We start from the raw sequence: 20,953 nt of genomic DNA on the forward strand, positions 1-20,953 counted from the left end.
ATGTTACATAGCTTCCACTTTATAACATTGAATAATTAAATAAAAAAGCAAATGGCAAAAGAAGTCGGTGCAATGGTTAAGCTGCAAGTAAAGGGCGGCGCTGCAAACCCATCACCTCCGATTGGACCTGCATTAGGTGCAAAAGGTGTGAACATTATGGAGTTTTGCAAGCAGTTCAATGCACGTACCCAGGACAAACCTGGTAAAGTGCTACCTGTGCTTATCACTGTGTACGTAGACAAATCTTTCGATTTTATCATTAAAACTCCTCCTGTAGCTATCCAATTATTGGAAGTATCAGGTTTAAAAGGTGGTTCGGCCGAGCCTAACCGTAAAAAAGTTGCCAGTGTAAACTGGGAGCAGGTTGAGACTATAGCTAAAGATAAAATGGTTGATTTAAATGCGTTTACAGTAGAATCAGCCATGAAAATGGTAGCAGGTACTGCCCGCAGTATGGGGATAACCGTATCAGGTACGGCACCCTGGAATTAATTAAATTTATACAAATCAGTTTAAGACAGTGGCTAGATTAACAAAAAATCAAAAAGTGGCGCTCTCCAAAATTGAGGCTAATAAATCGTATACATTACAAGATGCATCATCGTTGGTTAAGGAATTAACTAACACTAAGTTTGATTCATCAGTTGATATAGATGTGCGTTTAGGTGTTGACCCCCGTAAAGCCAATCAAATGGTACGCGGTATTGCAACATTGCCTCATGGAACCGGTAAAACTGTACGTGTATTAGTTCTTTGTACTCCCGATAAGGAGCAAGAAGCTAAAGATGCAGGTGCAGATTTTGTAGGTTTGGATGATTATATCGCCAAGATTGAAGGTGGATGGACTGACGTAGATATTATCATTACCATGCCAAGTGTTATGGCTAAAGTAGGTAGATTAGGCCGTGTGCTTGGTCCGCGTAACTTAATGCCTAACCCTAAATCAGGTACAGTAACTCCAGACGTTGGAAAAGCTGTAACTGAGGTAAAAGGTGGTAAGATCGACTTCAAGGTTGATAAAACCGGTATTATCCATACCTCAATAGGTAAAGCATCTTTCCCTGCTGACAAAATTTATGAGAATGCATTAGAAGTATTGCAAACCATCTCTAAATTGAAACCATCATCAGCTAAAGGAACATATTTTAAGAGTATTCATATCTCTTCTACTATGTCTCCGGGAATAACAGTAGAAACAAAATCAGTAGCGGGAATTTAATCATGAATAAAGAAGAAAAACACGACCTTGTTCTTGCCCTCTCTGAACAAATGAAGGAATACGGTAATTTTTATATCACCGATACTTCAGATTTAACGGTTGCAAAAATTAATGACATCCGTCGTAAATGTTTCGACAGTGATATCAAAATGCAGGTTGCAAAAAATAGCTTGATCAAAAAAGCTATGGAAGCAGCAGGTGGCGATTACACTGAAATATATAATGTATTAAAAGGTTCATCATCAATACTTTTCTCAAAATCAGCAACTGCCCCGGCAAAGTTGATTAAACAATTAAGAAAAGGTGGTGATAAACCAATTTTAAAAGCAGCTTATATTGATTCGGCAATATTTATCGGCGACAACCAGATCGATGCACTTACGAAATTAAAATCGAAAGAGCAATTGATTGGCGAGATCATCGGCTTATTGCAATCACCAGCGAAAAATGTTGTATCTGCACTGCAATCAGGCAAAAACACATTGGCAGGATTAGTAAAAACATTACAAGAAAGAGGTTAATTCAAACACCTTAAAGTTTGATTATTAAAAACAAAGCATTAAAGTAAAAAACATAATATAATGGCGGATTTAAAAGCATTTGCTGAACAGTTGGTAAACTTGACAGTAAAAGAAGTAAACGAATTAGCTCAGATCTTAAAAGACGAGTACGGTATTGAGCCGGCTGCTGCAGCTGTTGCTGTTGCAGGTCCTGCTGCTGGTGGTGGCGATGACGCTCCTGCAGCTGCAGCTGAGCAAACAGCATTTGACGTTATCCTGAAAGAAGCAGGTGGCTCAAAATTAGCTGTTGTTAAATTAGTAAAAGACTTAACCGGTTTAGGTTTGAAAGAAGCAAAAGATCTTGTTGACGGTGCACCTAAAGAAGTAAAAACAGGCGTAACTAAAGAAGAAGCTCAATCTTTGAAATCTCAATTAGAAGAAGCCGGAGCAGTAGTTGAGGTTAAATAAGTTTAACCACAATATTTAAAGCATCAGACTCCGACCATTTTTGGTCGGGGTCTATTGCTGTTTATAAAGGTTTGATAATAGATTTGGGACAGTGGATTTGAGAAACGAGATCTTCAGCTGTTTGCAAATTGGCGAATATCAGGCATTAGATGTTAAAAATTTATCTCGTATCTCACATCTGATAACTCACGTCCAACAGTTAATAAACTAAAATTAAAACACCTTGGCAAACAAAAAAGCACAAAGAGTAAACTTTGCAACCAGCAGAAAGGTACTTGACTACCCCGATTTTCTGGATGTGCAGTTGCAATCTTTCCAGGAATTTTTTCAATTAGAAACAACTTCAGACAACCGTCACAAAGAAGGTTTGTTTAAAGTGTTTGCAGAGAACTTTCCTATTTCAGATTCAAGAAACATCTTCGTCCTGGAGTTTCTTGATTATTTTATTGATCCGCCACGTTACGATATACGCGAGTGTATTGAGCGCGGATTAACTTACAGCGTACCACTTAAAGCAAAACTTCGCTTATCATGTAATGATGCCGAGCACGAAGATTTTGAAACAATTGTACAAGACGTTTATTTGGGTACCATCCCTTATATGACGCCTAAAGGTACTTTTGTTATTAATGGTGCAGAACGTGTAATTGTATCACAGCTACACCGTTCACCAGGCGTGTTCTTCGGCCAAAGCCGTCACACTAACGGTACAAAATTGTACTCGGCCCGTGTTATACCTTTCAAGGGTTCATGGATTGAGTTTGCTACAGACGTTAACAACGTGATGTATGCTTACATTGACCGTAAAAAGAAATTCCCGGTAACTACCTTGCTTCGTGCTATTGGTTATGACTCTGATAAAGACATCTTAGAGTTATTTGAATTAGCTGACGAAGTAAAAGTTAGCAAGTCAGGTCTTAAGAAGTTCATTGGCCGTAAACTGGCTGCAAGGGTTTTAAAGAAATGGGTTGAAGACTTTGTGGATGAAGATACCGGTGAAGTAGTTTCTATCGACCGTAACGAAATTATCCTGGAACGCGAAACCGTGCTGGAAGATGACCATATTGATATGATCATTGACGCCGGTGTTAAAACCATCATCTTAAACAAAGAAGATGCCGCTACCAGTGGTGATTACACTATTATATATAATACCTTACAAAAGGATACTTCAAACTCTGAGAAAGAAGCGGTTGAGCATATCTACCGTCAATTACGTAACGCCGAACCACCTGATGAGGAAACTGCTCGTGGTATCATCGATCGTTTGTTCTTCTCTGATAAACGTTATGACCTTGGTGATGTGGGCAGGTACCGCATCAACCGTAAGTTGAAACTGAGCACATCAGAAGAAACTAAGGTATTAACAAAACAAGATATCATCGCGATAGTAAAATATCTGATCAAATTAATCAACTCAAAAGCCGAGGTGGATGATATTGATCACTTGTCAAACCGTCGTGTGCGTACAGTGGGCGAGCAGTTATATGCTCAATTTGGTGTTGGTTTAGCACGTATGGCCCGTACCATCCGTGAGCGTATGAATATCCGTGACAACGAGGTATTTACACCTACCGACCTGATTAACGCACGTACATTATCATCTGTGATCAACTCGTTCTTCGGAACAAATCAGTTGTCACAATTTATGGATCAAACCAACCCACTGGCAGAAATTACGCACAAGCGTCGTCTGTCAGCCTTAGGCCCCGGTGGTCTGTCGCGTGAGCGTGCAGGTTTCGAGGTTCGTGACGTTCACTACACCCACTACGGTAGGTTGTGTACCATCGAAACTCCGGAAGGACCTAACATTGGTTTGATATCATCACTTTGCGTACACGCTAAGATCAATAACTTAGGCTTTATAGAAACCCCGTACAAACGTGTGGTTGAAGGTAAAGTACAGGTGCAGGAAGATGTTATTTATTTATCTGCTGAGGATGAAGACGGTAAAACAATAGGCCAGGCAAATGCCCATTATGATGATAAGGGTGTATTTGCATTACCTAAAGTAAAAGCCCGTTTTGAAGGTGACTTCCCGATCATTGATCCGGAAAAACTGGATCTGATGGACATTGCTCCAAACCAAATCACATCTATCGCGGCTTCATTAATTCCGTTCCTTGAGCATGATGATGCTAACCGTGCCCTGATGGGATCAAACATGCAGCGCCAGGCAGTGCCTTTATTGCGCCCTGAAGCACCAATTGTTGGAACCGGATTAGAAGGCCGTGTGGCAAAAGATTCACGTACCCTTATCAACGCCGAAGGCGATGGTATTGTTGAGTATGTTGATGCAAACCAGATCGTAATTAAATATGATCGTAACGAACTGGACCGTTTGGTTTCTTTCGAAGGCGATTCAAGAAGCTATATCTTAACTAAGTTTAAGAAAACCAACCAAAGCACTACTATCAACTTAAAACCGATTGTTAAAAAAGGAGAAAGAGTTGAAAAAGGACAAGTGCTTTGCGAAGGTTATGCAACACAAGATGGCGAGTTAGCCTTAGGCCGTAACCTTAAAGTGGCATTCATGCCTTGGCAAGGTTATAACTTTGAGGATGCGATCGTTATCTCTGAGCGTGTAGTATCACAGGATATCTTTACTTCTCTTCACGTTGAAGAGTTTGAGTTAGAAGTACGTGATACCAAACGTGGCGAAGAAGAATTGACACCGGATATCCCTAACGTATCAGAAGAAGCTACTAAAGACCTTGACGAAGACGGTATCATCCGTGTTGGTGCCGAGGTTAAAGAAGGCGATATCCTGATAGGTAAAATCACTCCAAAAGGTGAGTCAGATCCTTCACCGGAAGAAAAATTATTACGTGCCATATTTGGTGATAAAGCAGGTGATGTTAAAGATGCATCATTAAAAACTCCGCCGTCTATCGCGGGTGTTGTAATTGATACCAAATTATTTAGCCGTGCTAAAAAAACTACTAAGGCAGAAGAAAAAGCACAGATAGAGAAGCTTGATGCTAAACATGACAAAGCTGTAAAAGATCTTAAAAACACTTTAATTGAGAAGTTATTTGAGATAGTTAACGGTAAAACATCACAAGGTGTTAGCAATGTTTACAAAGAGCTATTGGTACCTAAAGGCGTTAAATTCACCCAAAAGATTTTAACTGAGTTACCTTTTGAAAACATCAACCCAACAAAATGGACAACTGATGATGACAAAAACGACCAGATAAAATTATTGCTTCATAACTACAACATTAAAGTTAATGAGGAACTGGGTGCTTACCGTCGCGATAAATTCGCTATCAGTGTAGGTGATGAGCTTCCATCTGGTATCGTACAAATGGCTAAAGTTTACATCGCTAAAAAGCGCAAGCTTAAAGTGGGTGATAAAATGGCGGGCCGTCACGGTAACAAAGGTATCGTAGCACGTATTGTACGTGACGAGGATATGCCTTTCTTAGAAGATGGAACACCGGTTGATATTGTGTTGAACCCACTGGGTGTACCTTCACGTATGAACTTAGGCCAGATCTACGAAACTGTATTAGGTTGGGCTGGTAAAGAGCTGGGCATTAAATTCGCTACTCCAATTTTTGATGGTGCAAGCCATGAAGAGGTTGAAGAGTGGGTTAAAAAAGCCGGTATCCCTGAATCAGGCCGTACCTACTTATACAATGGTTTAACAGGCGACCGGTTTGATCAGCAAACTACGGTAGGTATTATCTACATGCTGAAACTGGGCCACATGGTTGACGATAAGATGCACGCGCGTTCTATCGGTCCATACTCATTAATTACACAACAGCCATTGGGTGGTAAAGCCCAGTTTGGTGGTCAGCGTTTTGGTGAGATGGAGGTTTGGGCACTGGAAGCATTTGGTGCATCAAACATCCTGCAGGAAATATTAACCGTTAAATCGGATGATGTTGTTGGCCGTGCCAAAACTTACGAGGCTATTGTTAAAGGTGAGAACTTGCCAACACCTTCTGTTCCAGAATCATTTAACGTATTGGTTCATGAATTAAGAGGTTTAGGTTTAGATATCACTTTAGAGTAATTATTGAATTATTGAGTGAATGAATTATTGATTAGTTCATTCACTCATTTAAAATCAATAATTCAATAATTTATTCCTTCAATAATTAAAAAAAAGGAGACTATGTCTTACAAAAAGGATAATAAAATCAAAAGTAATTTTACTACTATCACCATCAGCTTAGCTTCGCCTGAGGCGATTTTGGAGCGCTCAAGTGGTGAAGTTTTAAAACCCGAAACCATTAACTACAGGACTTATAAGCCTGAGCGCGATGGTTTATTTTGCGAGCGTATTTTTGGTCCGGTTAAAGATTACGAGTGCCATTGCGGTAAATACAAACGTATCCGTTACAAGGGTATAGTGTGCGACCGTTGCGGCGTTGAAGTAACCGAAAAGAAAGTACGTCGTGAGCGTATGGGGCACATCAACTTGGTGGTTCCGGTTGCTCACATCTGGTATTTCCGTTCGTTGCCAAACAAAATTGGTTACTTATTGGGTCTGCCAACAAAAAGACTTGATCTGATCATATATTATGAAAGATATGTAGTTATCCAGGCTGGTATTAAAGAAAGCGACGGAATCAACAAAATGGATTTCCTGACTGAAGAAGAATACCTGGATATATTAGATACTCTTCCGAAAGAGAACCAATACCTTGACGATAAGGATCCACAGAAATTTGTAGCCAAAATGGGTGCAGAAGCTTTGGAAGAATTATTAAAACGTATTGATCTTGATGAATTGTCATTTAGCTTACGCCACCAGGCAGCTACCGAAACTTCACAACAACGTAAAAACGAAGCTTTAAAACGTTTACAGGTTGTTGAGGCTTTCCGTGGTGCAAAAACACGTATCGAGAATAACCCTGAGTGGATGATCGTTAAGATCGTTCCGGTTATCCCGCCAGAGTTGCGCCCATTGGTACCACTTGAAGGTGGCCGTTTCGCTACATCAGATTTAAATGACCTTTACCGTCGTGTAATTATCCGTAACAACCGTTTAAAACGTTTGATCGAGATCAAAGCACCAGAGGTAATTTTACGCAACGAAAAACGTATGTTACAGGAAGCTGTAGATTCGTTATTTGATAACTCACGTAAAGTTAACGCGGTAAAAACTGAAGGTAACCGTGCATTGAAATCACTTTCAGATATCCTGAAAGGCAAGCAAGGCCGTTTCCGTCAAAACTTATTAGGTAAACGTGTGGATTACTCTGCCCGTTCTGTAATTGTTGTAGGCCCGAACCTTAAATTACATGAGTGCGGTTTACCTAAAGATATGGCTGCCGAATTGTTTAAACCATTTATCATTCGCAAGATGATTGAGCGTGGTGTGGTTAAAACAGTAAAATCTGCTAAAAAGATCGTTGACCGTAAAGACCCATTAGTTTGGGATATTTTAGAAAACGTATTAAAAGGACACCCGGTATTATTAAATCGTGCACCTACGCTACACAGGTTAGGTATACAATCATTCCAGCCAAAACTGGTTGAAGGTAAAGCTATCCAACTGCACCCGTTAACTTGTACCGCCTTTAACGCGGATTTTGACGGTGACCAGATGGCTGTGCACGTACCACTGGGTAACGCTGCAATATTAGAAGCTCAGGTATTAATGCTTGCTTCGCACAATATATTAAACCCTGCTAACGGTACGCCTATCACTGTACCATCACAAGACATGGTGCTTGGTTTGTACTACATAACAAAAGGCCGTAAAACTGATGAAACACGTGTTGTACAGGGTAGCGGTTTAACTTTCTACAGTGCCGAAGAAGTTATTATTGCTTACAACGAGCGCAAATTAGATCTTCACGCTTTCATTAAAGTTAAAACTAACGTTAAAGAGCGCGACGGACAAATTGTAAATAAAATTATTGATACTACAGTAGGCCGGGTGTTGTTTAACCAACACGTACCTGCCGAAGTAGGTTATATAAATGAACTGTTAACCAAAAAGTCATTACGTGATATTATTGGTGAAGTAGTAAAAATTACCGGTATGGCTCGCGCTGCCGCGTTCCTTGATGATATTAAGGAATTAGGATTTAAAATGGCGTTTCAGGGTGGTTTATCATTTAACCTGAAGGATATCAATATCCCTGCTGAAAAAGTTACTTTAATTGCTCAAGCTTCTAAACAAGTAGAAGAAGTAATGGGTAACTACAACATGGGCTTTATTACCAACAACGAGCGTTATAACCAAATTATCGATATCTGGACCCGTATTAACAACCGCTTAACCGCGAATGTGATGGACATCCTAAGTAACGATAACCAGGGCTTTAACTCGGTTTATATGATGTTGGATTCTGGGGCGCGTGGTTCAAAAGAACAGATCCGTCAGCTTGCAGGTATGCGTGGTTTGATGGCTAAGCCTCAGAAATCAGGTTCAGGTGGTGAGATTATCGAGAATCCTATTCTTTCAAACTTTAAAGAAGGTTTGTCGGTATTAGAGTACTTTATATCAACTCACGGTGCACGTAAAGGTTTGGCGGATACTGCGTTAAAAACAGCTGATGCTGGTTACTTAACTCGTCGTTTACATGACGTTGCACAGGATATGATTGTTGGTATGGTTGATTGCGGTACTTTAAGAGGTATCTATACAACTGCACTAAAAGACAACGAGGATATTGTTGAGCCATTATACGATCGTATTTTAGGCCGTACATCTTTACATGACGTGTTTGACCCTATTACTAACGAGCTGTTAGTATCTGCCGGTCATGATATTACTGAAGAGATTGGTAAAACAATTGAAAACTCACCTTTAGAAGGAATAGAAATACGTTCGGTATTAACTTGCGAAAGCAAACGTGGTGTTTGTGCACTATGCTATGGCCGTAACCTGGCAAGCGGTAAACGCGTGCAAAAAGGCGAGGCTGTTGGTGTAATTGCAGCACAGTCAATTGGTGAGCCGGGTACACAGTTAACATTACGTACATTCCACGTGGGTGGTACCGCGTCAAACATTGCGGCCGAGTCACAGATCAACGCTAAATTTGATGGTATCATCGAGTTTGAAAACGTTCGTACTGTAACTTACCAAACTGCCGAAGAAGGTGCTGTTGACGTTGTATTAGGCCGTTCTGGCGAGTTCCGTATAGTTGAAGAAGGAAGCAATAAAGTTATTGTAACCAACAACATCCCTTACGGTTCATATTTATACATTAAAGATAACAGCAAGATCAAAAAAGGCGACCGTATTTGTTCATGGGATCCATACAATGCTGTAATCATATCAGAGTTTGCCGGTGTTACACAGTTTGAAGCTGTATTAGAGGGTATCACTTTCCGTGAAGAATCTGACGAGCAAACCGGTCACCGCGAAAAGGTAATTATTGATACCAGGGATAAAACTAAAAACCCGGTTATACAAGTTGCTGATACTAAAGGAAACATAATTAAAGGATATAACATCCCGGTAGGAGCCCACATCGCAGTTGATGAAGGCGAGAAACTACAAACAGGACAGATCATCGCTAAAATACCTCGTTCAACAGGTAAAACCAGGGATATCACCGGTGGTTTACCACGTGTAACAGAGTTATTTGAAGCACGTAATCCATCAAACCCTGCAGTAGTAACCGAGATTGACGGCGTTGTAACTTTAGGTGGTGTTAAACGTGGTAATCGTGAGATCACTATCGAATCAAAAGACGGACAAGTTAAAAAATACCTGGTGCCATTGTCTAAACACATCCTGGTACAGGATAATGACTTTGTGAAGGCCGGTATGCCATTGTCCGATGGTTCAATATCACCTGCTGATATCCTGGCTATTAAAGGCCCGGCTGCAGTACAGGAGTACTTGGTAAATGGTATCCAAGAAGTTTACCGTTTACAAGGTGTGAAGATCAATGACAAACACTTTGAAGTTATTGTTCACCAAATGATGCAGAAAGTAGCTATCGAAGATGCGGGCGATACCCGTTTCTTAGAGAAAGAGGCTGTTGACAGTTGGGATTTCATGCTGGAAAATGATGATATCTTTGACAAAAAGGTTGTTGTTGAGCCAGGTGATTCAACCAGCTTAAAAGCTGGCCAGATACTATCTGTACGCAGGTTACGCGACGAAAACTCAATTTTAAAACGTAAAGATTTGAAATTGGTTGAAGTGCGTGATGCTATAGCAGCTACATCAAGCCCAATGTTGCAAGGTATTACCCGTGCATCATTAGGTACAAAATCATTCATATCAGCAGCATCGTTCCAGGAAACTACCAAGGTTCTTAACGAAGCAGCAATTGCAGGTAAGAAAGATAACATGTTAGGCTTGAAAGAAAACGTTATTGTTGGTCACTTAATTCCATCCGGAACAGGTTTACGCGAGTACGAAAATATCCGCGTTGGTTCACAGGAAGAATTTGATCGCCTGATGGCTTCAAAAGCTGAAGAAGTAGAAGCTTAATATTTAATAAGCAAATAATAATTAGCAAGCCTTCCGTGAAAACGGAAGGCTTTTGCTATTTTAGCGCTATGGAAGAACAAAACGAAAATCAGTTAAATATTGAGCTTTCTGAAGAAATTGCGGAAGGTACTTACTCAAATCTTGCAATTATTACCCATTCAAACCAGGAGTTTGTACTTGATTTTATTCGTGTAATGCCGGGAACGCCAAAGGCAAAAGTAAAATCGCGTATAATCATCACTCCTGAACATGCCAAAAGGCTGTTAACGGCACTTGAAGATAATATAGAAAAATATGAAGCGGCAAATGGCCGTATTAAAGTACAACAAGAGCCATCGGCCTTCCCGATGAATTTTGGTGGAACAATGGGGCAGGCTTAATAAGGGTTTTCATCCCTATTTAACGATATTTGTATTTAATCTATCTATAACCAATGTCTTTCTTCAATTTTCAAACGGACAAAAAAGTAAAAATTTGTGTTATAGGCGATATGATGCTGGATCATTACATTAATGGTTCATGTGATCGTATTTCGCCTGAAGCGCCGGTACAGATTGTTGATGTATCTGGTGAAACCTATAGCTTAGGCGGGGCGGGTAATGTGCTTAAGAACTTACAGGCTTTTGGTTGCGACGGTTCGATAATTAGCATAAGTGGTAATGACGATACCAGCCAGATAGTAACAGATGAGCTTGAAAAGATCAAGCCCCACTTTTATTGCCAGGTAAAAGATAGAGAGCGACGCACCACTATTAAAACCAGGATAGTTGTAAACAGGCACCAACTGATACGGTTGGATAAAGAGGACAAAGTTTATTGCAATGATATTATTGCTGATGAAATATTTAATTTTTTAAAAACCAAGGTAACCGAGCTTGATGTTGTAATACTGTCTGATTATTGCAAAGGGGTATTAAGTACTCATTTAGTAAAAAATGTAATTGAGCTCTGTAACACAAATAATATTATAACTATAGTAGACTCTAAAGATAAGGATCTGTCAAAATATTACGGAGTTACTTTGGTTAAGCCAAACAGAAAAGAAGCTTCGCTGGCATCAGGCATAAATATTACAGACGATATTAGTTTAGAGGCCGCCTGCAAAAAAATTGCAGATACAACGGCTTGCAAAACAGTAGTTGTTACGTTATCAGAAGACGGTATAGGTATCTATAATGATAATAAGTTAACAAAAAAGCCAACTAAAGCACTTGATGTTTTTGATGTTACCGGTGCCGGGGATACAGTGATTGCTTCTTTAAGCTTTGCATTAGCTAACGGCTTATCAATATCTGAAGCTTGTGACTTTGCAAATAGTGCAGCTGCAGTTGTGGTGGCAAAATTTGGTAGCGCAGTAGCAACATTAGATGAAATTAATAAACTAAACAGGTAGTAATTAATAGAGATATGGTTTACAGATACTCTGCATTTATAAAAATACTCAATCTGTTTATCGATTATTTGTTGTTAAATGTAAGCATGCTTATAGCCTATTTAATAGTTGATGGGCCTGGATTACAAATAGCAACCAGTAAATATTTGCCTATAATAATGATGTTTAACCTTATCTGGGTACTATCAACAAATATTACGGGTTTATATGAGCGGGTATTAAACAAAGATTCTATACGTACCTATCAGGGTTTTTTTAAAACATACCTGCTATTTGTATCCTTAATATCTTTCATCATAATTATAATAGGAGCCAGGTTCTATTTAATCACAAGAGAATATTTACTTTATTCGGTTATACTATTTGGTTTTTTGGTTGGCTCTTGGAAGTTTATATTCCTGCTTATCAGAAAGAGTAAAAGAAACCTATTGATGGACTCCAGGAATATAATTATTGTTGGATCCGGGCCAATAGGCATGAATATTTTTGAATATTTTGAACATAATAAACATAGTGGATACAAAGTGTTAGGTTTTTTTGATGATAAAGCATCGCGCATACCGGCTATAGGTTTATACTTAGGTAGTATTGATGATTGCATTGAATATGTACTTGAAAATGGCGTAGATGAAATATTTTGCGCATTGCCAATCTCTCAAACTAACCGCATAGAGCAGTTAATGACAGAAGCAGACAAACATTTAATACGGTTCAAAATAATTCCTGAATATTATATTAATCCTAAAAGGTCAATGTTTGTGCAAAATTTCGATCACATCCCCATTATCTCAGTCAGGCAAGAACCTTTGGAGAGTATGGCTAACAGGTTAATTAAACGGGTATTTGATATTGTATTTTCATTGTTTGTTATAATATTTATATTTAGCTGGGTCTTCCCAATATTAGCTATTATAATAAAATTACAATCGCGCGGGCCTGTATTCTTTGTGCAAACACGATCCGGCAAAGACAATAAACCGTTTAAATGTTATAAGTTTAGAAGCATGCGTGTTAACAATGATTCTGATAAGGAACAGGCGAAACGCGGAGACTCACGCATTACACCTATTGGAGCATTTATCCGTAAAACAAGTTTAGATGAATTTCCACAATTTTTTAATACGCTGATAGGTAATATGTCGGTTGTTGGGCCGAGGCCACATATGATAAGCCATACTGAGCAATATTCACAACTGGTTGATAAATTTATGGTACGCCATTTTTTAAAGCCCGGCATAACCGGTTGGGCGCAAATTAGTGGCTTTAGAGGTGAAACTAAAACTACCGAGGACATGCTTCAACGGGTAGAAGCTGATGTATGGTATCTCGAAAACTGGTCGTTTTTACTTGACCTTAAAATTATATTTCTTACTTTTTGGAATGTGATAAGGGGTGATGAAAAAGCGTTCTAAGATATATCAGAATGAACTTTTTATTGGAGGAAACTTTAAAATTCAAAAATATATAATCAATAATGGAAAAACACTCCAAAATATATATTGCAGGTCATAGGGGTATGGTTGGTTCGGCCATTTATCGTAAACTGGAAAAAGAGGGGTTTACAAATATAATTACCCGGGTATCGGCAGAACTGGATTTGCGGAATCAACAGCAGGTTGGCGATTTTTTTGCAAACGAAAAACCCAACTATGTATTTTTAGCAGCTGCAAAGGTTGGAGGAATTATAGCTAACAACACTTACAGAGCAGAGTTTTTATATGATAATTTACAAATCCAAAATAATGTTATTCATTCATCGTATGTAACCGGGGTTAAGAAATTAATGTTTTTGGGCTCAAGTTGCATTTATCCAAAAATGGCATCCCAACCGCTTAAAGAGGAGTATTTATTAACGGGCTTACTTGAAGAAACCAATGAGCCTTATGCAATTGCCAAAATTGCCGGGATAAAAATGTGTGATGCTTATAGAGCGCAATATGGTTGTAATTATATCTCTGTAATGCCCACTAATTTGTATGGATATAATGATAATTATCACCCGCAAAACTCCCACGTGTTACCTGCTTTGATTCGCAGGTTTCACGAAGCAAAGGAACAAAATATTGCAGCAGTTACTATTTGGGGCACAGGTACAGCCAAACGCGAATTTTTGTTTGCTGATGATCTGGCAGGAGCCTGTTACTACCTCATGCAGAATTATGATGAAGAAGGGCTTGTAAACGTTGGCACCGGGGACGATTTATCAATTAAAGATTTGGCATTGTTGATAAAGAATATCATCGGTTATACCGGCGAAATAAATTTCGATATAAGTAAACCTGATGGTACACCTCGTAAATTAATGGATGTAAGTAAACTGCACAGTAAAGGATGGAAGCACACTATTAACTTACAAGATGGCATTAAATTAGCTTATGACGATTTTCTGGAAAAACACATAGGATAATTGCAAGGGAAATCATTACAGCGGCAGTTGCATAGCCGCTAAATAATTAAATTTGCTTATTATTGCAGTAAATTTATTAATAATCAAATTGCAGTTTTTTGGTTTTTTGAAAACTACTGCGATTATCATAATATAATGAATAAATTAAAAATCTACTTATCTATACTGGTTGTTATTTTCAGCCTTGTAGCATTTTCATCAGCCTTTGCCCAGTCACTCCCACAAAATTTGTCAACTTTTAATGTTGATGATTATTCCGACGCACAGCTAAAAGCAGTACTGCAAAATGCGCAATCGCAAGGCCTAAACGATGGACAATTATTGCAAATGGCGCAAACTAGAGGATTGTCTGCCGCCCAAGCACAACGTTTACAAACAAGAATAGCCGAAATACGGAAAAAAGATGGCAGTAACACAGGCATCGATACTTCTGGTAATCAATCATCGCGTAAAGTAAACGCATTAAAAGATAATGATGAGCAGGATAGTAAAGCGCCATTGTTTGTCAATCAATCTAAAATATTTGGAGCCAGTCTTTTTAGAAATAGTAAAGCAAATACTTTTCAACCTAATTTAAAATTAGCAACGCCGTTAAACTATATTGTTGGCCCTGATGATAAGCTTCGTGTAAGTGTTTATGGCAATTCCATAGCTAACTGGGAGCTTACTGTATCGCCCGAAGGAAATATTAACATACCCGGGGTTGGTGTATTAAACGTTGCCGGAAAAACTATTGAGCAAGCTACTTTAGCTATAAAAAGTCGCTTGGCAGCAAATAATTACGCTATTGACAGAGGAACATCAGTACACGTTACATTGGGCGATATCAGAACTATTAATGTTATTTTACAGGGCGAATTGATTAAACCGGGTACCTACTCGTTATCATCATTATCAACAGCATTTGATGCTTTGTTTTCGGCGGGAGGACCTAGTGATATAGGCTCATTTAGAAAAATAGAAATTATAAGAAATAACAAAGTTGTCAGCAAGCTTGATCTGTATGATTTTATTGTAAACGGAAGCAGGAAAAGTAATATAGTTTTGCGTGATCAGGATATTATACACGTGCCCCCTTACGGAATACATGTTGAGTTAAAGGGAGAAGTGAAGGTACCGGCAGTATTTGAAACTATACCTGGAGAAAAATTACAGGATATTATAAGCTATAGTGGCGGCTTTACAGATCAGGCCTACACAGCTCGTATTAAAGTAGATCAGGTTAGCGACAGACAACATAGATTTAAAGATATAATTGAAGCAGATTATAACAAATATATACCACTACGTGGCGACAAATACACTGTTTCAAGAATATTAGATAGATATGAAAACAGAGTTGTAATTAGTGGTGCAGTTTTCAGGCCTGGAGAATTTGAATTACAGGACGGTCTTACCGTATCAAAACTTATTAGAAACGCGGGTGGTTTAAGAGAAGATGCTTTTACAGGTCGTGGAAGTATCATCAGGTTAAATGCCGACAATTCTACGCAGCAACTATCTTTTAACGTTCAGGATATATTAGCAAACCCCTCTGCTGATATTGTATTACAAAGAGAAGATAACGTTTCAATTACTTCGGTATTTGAACTACATGATAAATACACAGTAACCATAAAAGGACAGGTAAGAAATGCTGGCGATTTTGCCTATGCAGACAGTATGAAAGTAGCTGATCTGATTATTAAAGCCGGAGGGTTTGGAGAAGGTGCAAGCGCTAAACGGATTGAAGTATCGCGACGTGTTTTTGATAGCGACCCTGGCCAAAAAAATAGCCGGGTGGCACAAGTATTTAGTGTGAATGTTGATGCTAATTTGAAATTTGAAGATGTTAATTTTTCTCTTAAACCATTTGATATCGTATCGGTGTACAGTTTACCAGGTTATGAAACTCAAAAGATAATTAAAGTTGAGGGCGAAGTAATATTCCCGGGCTATTATACGATACAAAAGAAAAATGAGAAAATTTCTGACCTTGTGGCCCGTGCAGGTGGACTGACACAATCAGCCGACGTTGATGGTAGTAGTTTGAAACGTGAAAATGCAGCAGTATTGGGTATTGATAAAACCAAAAGCTATAGTGACACGACTGTTCTCAAACAAGAGCGCACTAACCGGTTAAGACGATTAAAACAAACGTATAAAGATTCTACCAATGTAGATGAAGACCAGTTAAGAAATAATTTTGTAGGTATTAATTTAAAAAAGATATTGCAAAATCCAGGTACGGGTGAGGATCTTATATTAGAAAATGGCGATGTTTTGAGGATAACCAAACAACAACAAACTGTTAGGGTAAATGGCGAAGTCCTTTTTCCAAGTGTTGTAGTTTATAATAATAATAAAAATTTTAAGGGGTATGTTTTAAATGCAGGCGGCTTTTCGCCAAGTGCCTTAAAAAGGGGGGCTTATGTTATGTATCCAAACGGGACTGTCAAAGGAACAAGTAAATTTCTGTTTTTTAATATTCATCCTAGGGTTAGACCAGGAAGTGAAATATATGTGCCTAAAAAACCAGATCCAAAAGGGAATACAGCGCAAGAAATATTAGGTTACACTACCGGATTGGCATCATTAGGCGCTATAATTTTAGGAATATTAAGCTTAAATAAATAAATTTAATAAACGATCTAATGGTTCAGCATAATATTGAACAGGTTAATAATGACCCTGATAAAGCATCGTTGAAAGATCTGATCCTGAAGTTAAAGGAGTGGTGGCTTTACCTTTTATCAAAATGGGTTATTATTTTAATTGTAGGGCTTTTGGGCGGTGCTATTGGAGTAGGATATGCTTATTCAAAAAAGCCTGTTTATGAAGCAGCACTAAGTTTTGCACTTGAGGATGATAAATCTGGAGGCGTAGGCCCAGCAGCAGGTTTAGCAAGCCAGTTTGGGATTGACTTGGGAGGTAGTGGTGGTGGGGCTTTTGCTGGCGATAATTTGCTAGGGTTAATGAAGTCGCGATCTATTGTAGAGAAAACGTTATTGACACCAATTATTATATATAACAAGAAACAAACATTAGCGCAATATTATATAGCATTTAATAAATACCGTAAATCATGGGACGACAAACCTAAATTAAAAGGAATTGATTTTCAGCCTGGCGCAGATCGCACTAAATTTAACTTACAACAGGATAGTATTCTCGGAACTTTTTATAACGATATAGTTAAAAGTAGTTTGTCAGTTGATAAAGTTGATAAAAAGTTAAGTATAATAACAATAAAAGTACACTCACCTAATGAATTATTTGCCAAGTACTTTGCAGAAGTTTTAGCAAAAACAGTGTCTGATTTTTATGTAGATACTAAAACTCGTAAATCTGTACAAAACGTGCAAATTTTGCAAAAACAGGTGGATTCAATTAGACGCGAACTTAATTCGGCCATAACAGGGGCGGCTTCATCTGCCGATTTTAACCCAAATCCAAATCCATCATTACAAGTACTTAGGGCACCAACTGATCGTCGCAAAGTAGATGTACAAGCTAATACCGCAATTTTGACAGAATTAGTTAAGAACTTGGAAATATCTAAAATTTCATTAAGGAAAGAGACCCCGTTAATACAAGTCATTGACTCGCCCATTTTACCCCTTGATAAAACTCAATTGAGTAAACGCAACAGTTTAATGGTTGGAGGCATATTAGCGGGTATGCTAATATGCGTTTTTTTGATTCTTAAAAAAATATTGACTGATATTTTACGATAAGCCCCGTTTAAAATACAATAAAACATAATACCAATTGGTTTTTAATATAATAATATAATAGCATAACAAGGTGGATAATAGAAATTGGGATAAAGTAATCGGATCAGATACAAAAAAGTTTGACCTTAAACTAAGAGATGTTTGGAACTACCGTGATCTGTTATTTTTATTAGTTAAGCGAGATTTTGTTGCTTTTTATAAACAAACTATTTTAGGTCCTGTTTGGTTTTTACTACAACCAATATTTACAATGGCAGTTTACCTTTTTGTATTTGGCAATTTAGCAGGCATACCAAGTGATGGCATACCAAGACCGTTATTTTACCTGGCAGGCATATCTGCCTGGACGTATTTTTCAGAGTGCCTATTAAAAACTTCCACAGTATTTAAAGATAACGCCGATATCTTCGGAAAAGTTTATTTTCCACGATTAATAATGCCTTTAAGTATCGTTATGTCAAACCTGGTAAGGTTTGGGGTTACATTTTTTTTAGTGGTTTTGTTAATGGCTTACTACCTTGTGTTTACTGATATAACTTTCCATTTTAACTGGTATATACTGGCATTTCCATGGCTGATTGTTTTAATGGCCTCGCAAGGGTTAGGATTAGGGATGATCATATCCGCGTTAACCACTAAATACCGTGACTTATCATTGTTGGTAACTTTTGGCGTACAGTTGTTAATGTATGCAACAACCATTGTATATCCATTATCAAGCCTTAAGGGTACTATGCGCACCATTATATCGCTAAACCCCATGACATATGTTATTGAAGGTATTAGAAAGGGTCTATTAGGATCAGGTACATTTGATGTACAAGGATTATTATATTCTACTATAATTTCGTTCGTATTAGTGCTATTAGGGATTAATATTTTTAATAGGGTGGAAAAGAATTTTATTGATACTATATAATGAGTAACCTGGCAATAGAAGTCGAAAATTTATCAAAGGCGTACCAGTTAGGCCAGTTTAATACAGGTGCATTGGCGTATGATTTAAAGCGCTGGTGGGCCTTAAAAAGGGGCAAAGAAGACCCGTTTCTAAAAATTGGCGAAACTAATGATCGTACATCTCAGGGTGAATCAAACGTGGTTTGGAGTTTAAAAGATATTAACTTTCAAATTGAACAAGGTAGTGCGGTTGGAATAATAGGGCGAAACGGTGCAGGTAAAAGTACCTTACTTAAAGTTTTAAGCAGTATTACATCACCTACCAGCGGCCAAATAAAAATAAACGGGCGTATTGCCAGTTTGCTTGAGGTTGGCACGGGTTTTCATCCGGAACTCACTGGTCGCGAAAATATTTATTTAAACGGTGCCATATTAGGCATGCGTAAACATGAAATAAAGCGCAAATTTGATGAAATAGTAGAATTTTCGGGAGTAGCGAGGTACATTGATACCCCCGTAAAACGTTACTCATCTGGCATGTATGTACGTTTGGCATTTGCTGTTGCGGCGCATTTGGAATCAGAAATTTTAATAGTTGATGAAGTATTAGCCGTTGGTGATGCAGAATTTCAAACCAAGTGCCTTGGCAAAATGAGTGATATTAGCCATGGAGATGGCAGGACAATTTTATTTGTAAGCCATAATTTGTCGGCAATAAAGCAACTTTGCAATAAAGGGATTTTGCTACAAAATGGGTCAATTAAAATGGATGGTGATATTAACACCGTTATAGAAAACTATGCTTACACACTTGAGACTGAGAAAACTTTTTCACCTATAAAGGTAAGAGAGATTGGCGTAACCATATCAAAAATCTCACTAAATAGTGACGAAAAAGGAGTCGTTTTACCTTATAAACCTTTAGTGGTAGATATTGAATTGGATGGTGAACTTGATGAAAATATTAAAGTTGGTATAGAAATAATGATATCACATGAAGACACTAGTGGATTTGTATTTGCATCTAATTCAAAAACCAAAAAAAATATTGAGTTCGAAATAAAGAAAGGAAAAAACGTGATAAGTTGTTTAATCCATAACTTTAATTTATGCTCAGGTAAATACAGGCTTGGTTTTGGAATTAGTTTACAGCTAATTAAATATTATTATTACAATACAGATTTGTTAAGCTTTGATGTGCCTGAAACAATTGAGTCTCCTAGTTTACTACCAACGTTACCCATATATGGGCATGTTTATTTAGAACATGAATGGACTGCAAAAAATATATAATATATACAAAGAATAACTTTGGTGACTATTAAAGATACATTAAGGAAAAGAAAAACAACCATCCCAGTAAAATATCTGCTTAGGGTTTATATTTTTTTGCTTAAGTTTTATAATGGCACCATTCATTTCTTTAAGGCTTTTAAAAATTATTTATATAATGATTGGTTAACAAATTTTCCAAGTAATACTATTCGAATTCTGTATTTAAAAAAAATAATGCGAGTTAAAGTTGGAGAGTCCACGTTTATTCATATGGGATGCAGGTTTGAAGGCAATATTGATATTGGCAACAATACAGTTTTGGGTAGAAATTGCATTTTTAAAGGAGAAATAATTATAAAAAACAATGTTTCTATAACAGCTGAAACCTATATCTTTACCTCTTCACATATAGTAAATGACCCTGATTTTAATTGTTTTTATAAAGCTGTAGTTATTGAAGATTATGCTTGGATTGGTGCGAGAGCAATGATTATGCCTGGTGTAACAATCGGAAAAGGAGCTGTATTAGCGGCGTTATCGGTAGCAACAAAGGATATACCGGATTTTAATATTTTTGCAGGTACACCAGCTAAAAGTATTGGCCTTCGTAATTCAGAAATTAAATATAAATTAAATTATTTCCCGTTTTTTCAATAGAT

At 37.8% G+C, this 20,953-nt stretch carries 15 protein-coding genes; all 15 read left to right on the plus strand.

The window, feature by feature from the left end; genetic code table 11:
• Window positions 1–51 precede the first annotated feature (51 nt).
• On the plus strand, window positions 52–492 hold the full coding sequence (gene rplK, locus ABIB50_RS10645) for a 50S ribosomal protein L11 (protein WP_429379692.1): 441 nt from the start codon (window positions 52–54) through the stop codon (window positions 490–492).
• Window positions 493–520: 28 nt separating this feature from the next.
• On the plus strand, window positions 521–1,219 hold the full coding sequence (rplA, locus tag ABIB50_RS10650; protein WP_230545081.1) for a 50S ribosomal protein L1: 699 nt from the start codon (window positions 521–523) through the stop codon (window positions 1,217–1,219).
• 2 nt (window positions 1,220–1,221) lie between these two features.
• Window positions 1,222–1,740 carry a 50S ribosomal protein L10 gene (gene rplJ / locus ABIB50_RS10655; RefSeq protein ID WP_429379695.1) on the plus strand — a complete coding sequence of 173 codons (519 nt, stop codon included), beginning with the start codon at window positions 1,222–1,224 and terminating at the stop codon, window positions 1,738–1,740.
• Window positions 1,741–1,800: 60 nt separating this feature from the next.
• A complete protein-coding gene (gene rplL, locus ABIB50_RS10660) occupies window positions 1,801–2,187 on the plus strand; it encodes a 50S ribosomal protein L7/L12 (RefSeq protein WP_214071516.1) in 387 nt (128 codons plus the stop codon).
• Between the two features lie 223 nt (window positions 2,188–2,410).
• Window positions 2,411–6,214, plus strand: a complete 3,804-nt coding sequence (gene rpoB / locus ABIB50_RS10665; protein ID WP_429379697.1) for a DNA-directed RNA polymerase subunit beta — start codon at window positions 2,411–2,413, stop codon at window positions 6,212–6,214.
• Between the two features lie 102 nt (window positions 6,215–6,316).
• Window positions 6,317–10,606 carry a DNA-directed RNA polymerase subunit beta' gene (rpoC, locus tag ABIB50_RS10670; RefSeq protein ID WP_429379698.1) on the plus strand — a complete coding sequence of 1,430 codons (4,290 nt, stop codon included), beginning with the start codon at window positions 6,317–6,319 and terminating at the stop codon, window positions 10,604–10,606.
• Between the two features lie 68 nt (window positions 10,607–10,674).
• Window positions 10,675–10,986 (plus strand): DUF3467 domain-containing protein, encoded by a 312-nt coding sequence (locus tag ABIB50_RS10675; protein ID WP_429379699.1) that lies wholly within the window; start codon window positions 10,675–10,677, stop codon window positions 10,984–10,986.
• 53 nt (window positions 10,987–11,039) lie between these two features.
• Window positions 11,040–11,999: a bifunctional heptose 7-phosphate kinase/heptose 1-phosphate adenyltransferase gene (locus ABIB50_RS10680; RefSeq protein ID WP_429379700.1), complete on the plus strand. Its 960-nt coding sequence runs from the start codon at window positions 11,040–11,042 to the stop codon at window positions 11,997–11,999.
• A 14-nt stretch (window positions 12,000–12,013) separates the two neighbouring features.
• A complete protein-coding gene (locus ABIB50_RS10685; RefSeq protein WP_429379701.1) occupies window positions 12,014–13,411 on the plus strand; it encodes an undecaprenyl-phosphate glucose phosphotransferase in 1,398 nt (465 codons plus the stop codon).
• Window positions 13,412–13,473: 62 nt separating this feature from the next.
• On the plus strand, window positions 13,474–14,406 hold the full coding sequence (locus tag ABIB50_RS10690) for a GDP-L-fucose synthase family protein (protein WP_429379702.1): 933 nt from the start codon (window positions 13,474–13,476) through the stop codon (window positions 14,404–14,406).
• 135 nt (window positions 14,407–14,541) lie between these two features.
• Window positions 14,542–17,022, plus strand: coding sequence for an SLBB domain-containing protein (locus ABIB50_RS10695; RefSeq protein WP_429379703.1), 2,481 nt, complete (start codon window positions 14,542–14,544; stop codon window positions 17,020–17,022).
• A 17-nt stretch (window positions 17,023–17,039) separates the two neighbouring features.
• Window positions 17,040–18,122, plus strand: coding sequence for a lipopolysaccharide biosynthesis protein (locus ABIB50_RS10700; protein WP_429379704.1), 1,083 nt, complete (start codon window positions 17,040–17,042; stop codon window positions 18,120–18,122).
• Between the two features lie 70 nt (window positions 18,123–18,192).
• Complete coding sequence (locus tag ABIB50_RS10705; protein ID WP_429379705.1) at window positions 18,193–19,041, plus strand: ABC transporter permease; 849 nt, start codon at window positions 18,193–18,195, stop codon at window positions 19,039–19,041.
• Window positions 19,041–20,312 carry a polysaccharide ABC transporter ATP-binding protein gene (locus tag ABIB50_RS10710; protein WP_429379706.1) on the plus strand — a complete coding sequence of 424 codons (1,272 nt, stop codon included), beginning with the start codon at window positions 19,041–19,043 and terminating at the stop codon, window positions 20,310–20,312. The genes ABIB50_RS10705 and ABIB50_RS10710 overlap by 1 nt, the downstream gene beginning before the upstream one ends.
• A 21-nt stretch (window positions 20,313–20,333) precedes the next feature.
• Entirely contained in the window at window positions 20,334–20,951 is a 618-nt protein-coding gene (locus ABIB50_RS10715; RefSeq protein ID WP_429379707.1) for an acyltransferase, read from the plus strand.
• Window positions 20,952–20,953 lie beyond the last annotated feature (2 nt).

The organism is Mucilaginibacter sp. UYCu711 (assembly GCF_050433825.1).
GTDB lineage: Bacteria > Bacteroidota > Bacteroidia > Sphingobacteriales > Sphingobacteriaceae > Mucilaginibacter.

Bases quoted from the DNA above. Each gene is read 5' to 3' on its own strand.
- rplK (WP_429379692.1), top strand. From the start codon at position 52: ATGGCAAAAGAAGTCGGTGCAATGGTTAAGCTGCAAGTAAAGGGCGGC.
- rplJ (WP_429379695.1), top strand. From the start codon at position 1,222: ATGAATAAAGAAGAAAAACACGACCTTGTTCTTGCCCTCTCTGAACAA.
- rplL (WP_214071516.1), top strand. From the start codon at position 1,801: ATGGCGGATTTAAAAGCATTTGCTGAACAGTTGGTAAACTTGACAGTA.
- rpoC (WP_429379698.1), top strand. From the start codon at position 6,317: ATGTCTTACAAAAAGGATAATAAAATCAAAAGTAATTTTACTACTATC.
- ABIB50_RS10675 (WP_429379699.1), top strand. From the start codon at position 10,675: ATGGAAGAACAAAACGAAAATCAGTTAAATATTGAGCTTTCTGAAGAA.
- ABIB50_RS10680 (WP_429379700.1), top strand. From the start codon at position 11,040: ATGTCTTTCTTCAATTTTCAAACGGACAAAAAAGTAAAAATTTGTGTT.
- ABIB50_RS10685 (WP_429379701.1), top strand. From the start codon at position 12,014: ATGGTTTACAGATACTCTGCATTTATAAAAATACTCAATCTGTTTATC.
- ABIB50_RS10690 (WP_429379702.1), top strand. From the start codon at position 13,474: ATGGAAAAACACTCCAAAATATATATTGCAGGTCATAGGGGTATGGTT.
- ABIB50_RS10695 (WP_429379703.1), top strand. From the start codon at position 14,542: ATGAATAAATTAAAAATCTACTTATCTATACTGGTTGTTATTTTCAGC.
- ABIB50_RS10700 (WP_429379704.1), top strand. From the start codon at position 17,040: ATGGTTCAGCATAATATTGAACAGGTTAATAATGACCCTGATAAAGCA.
- ABIB50_RS10710 (WP_429379706.1), top strand. From the start codon at position 19,041: ATGAGTAACCTGGCAATAGAAGTCGAAAATTTATCAAAGGCGTACCAG.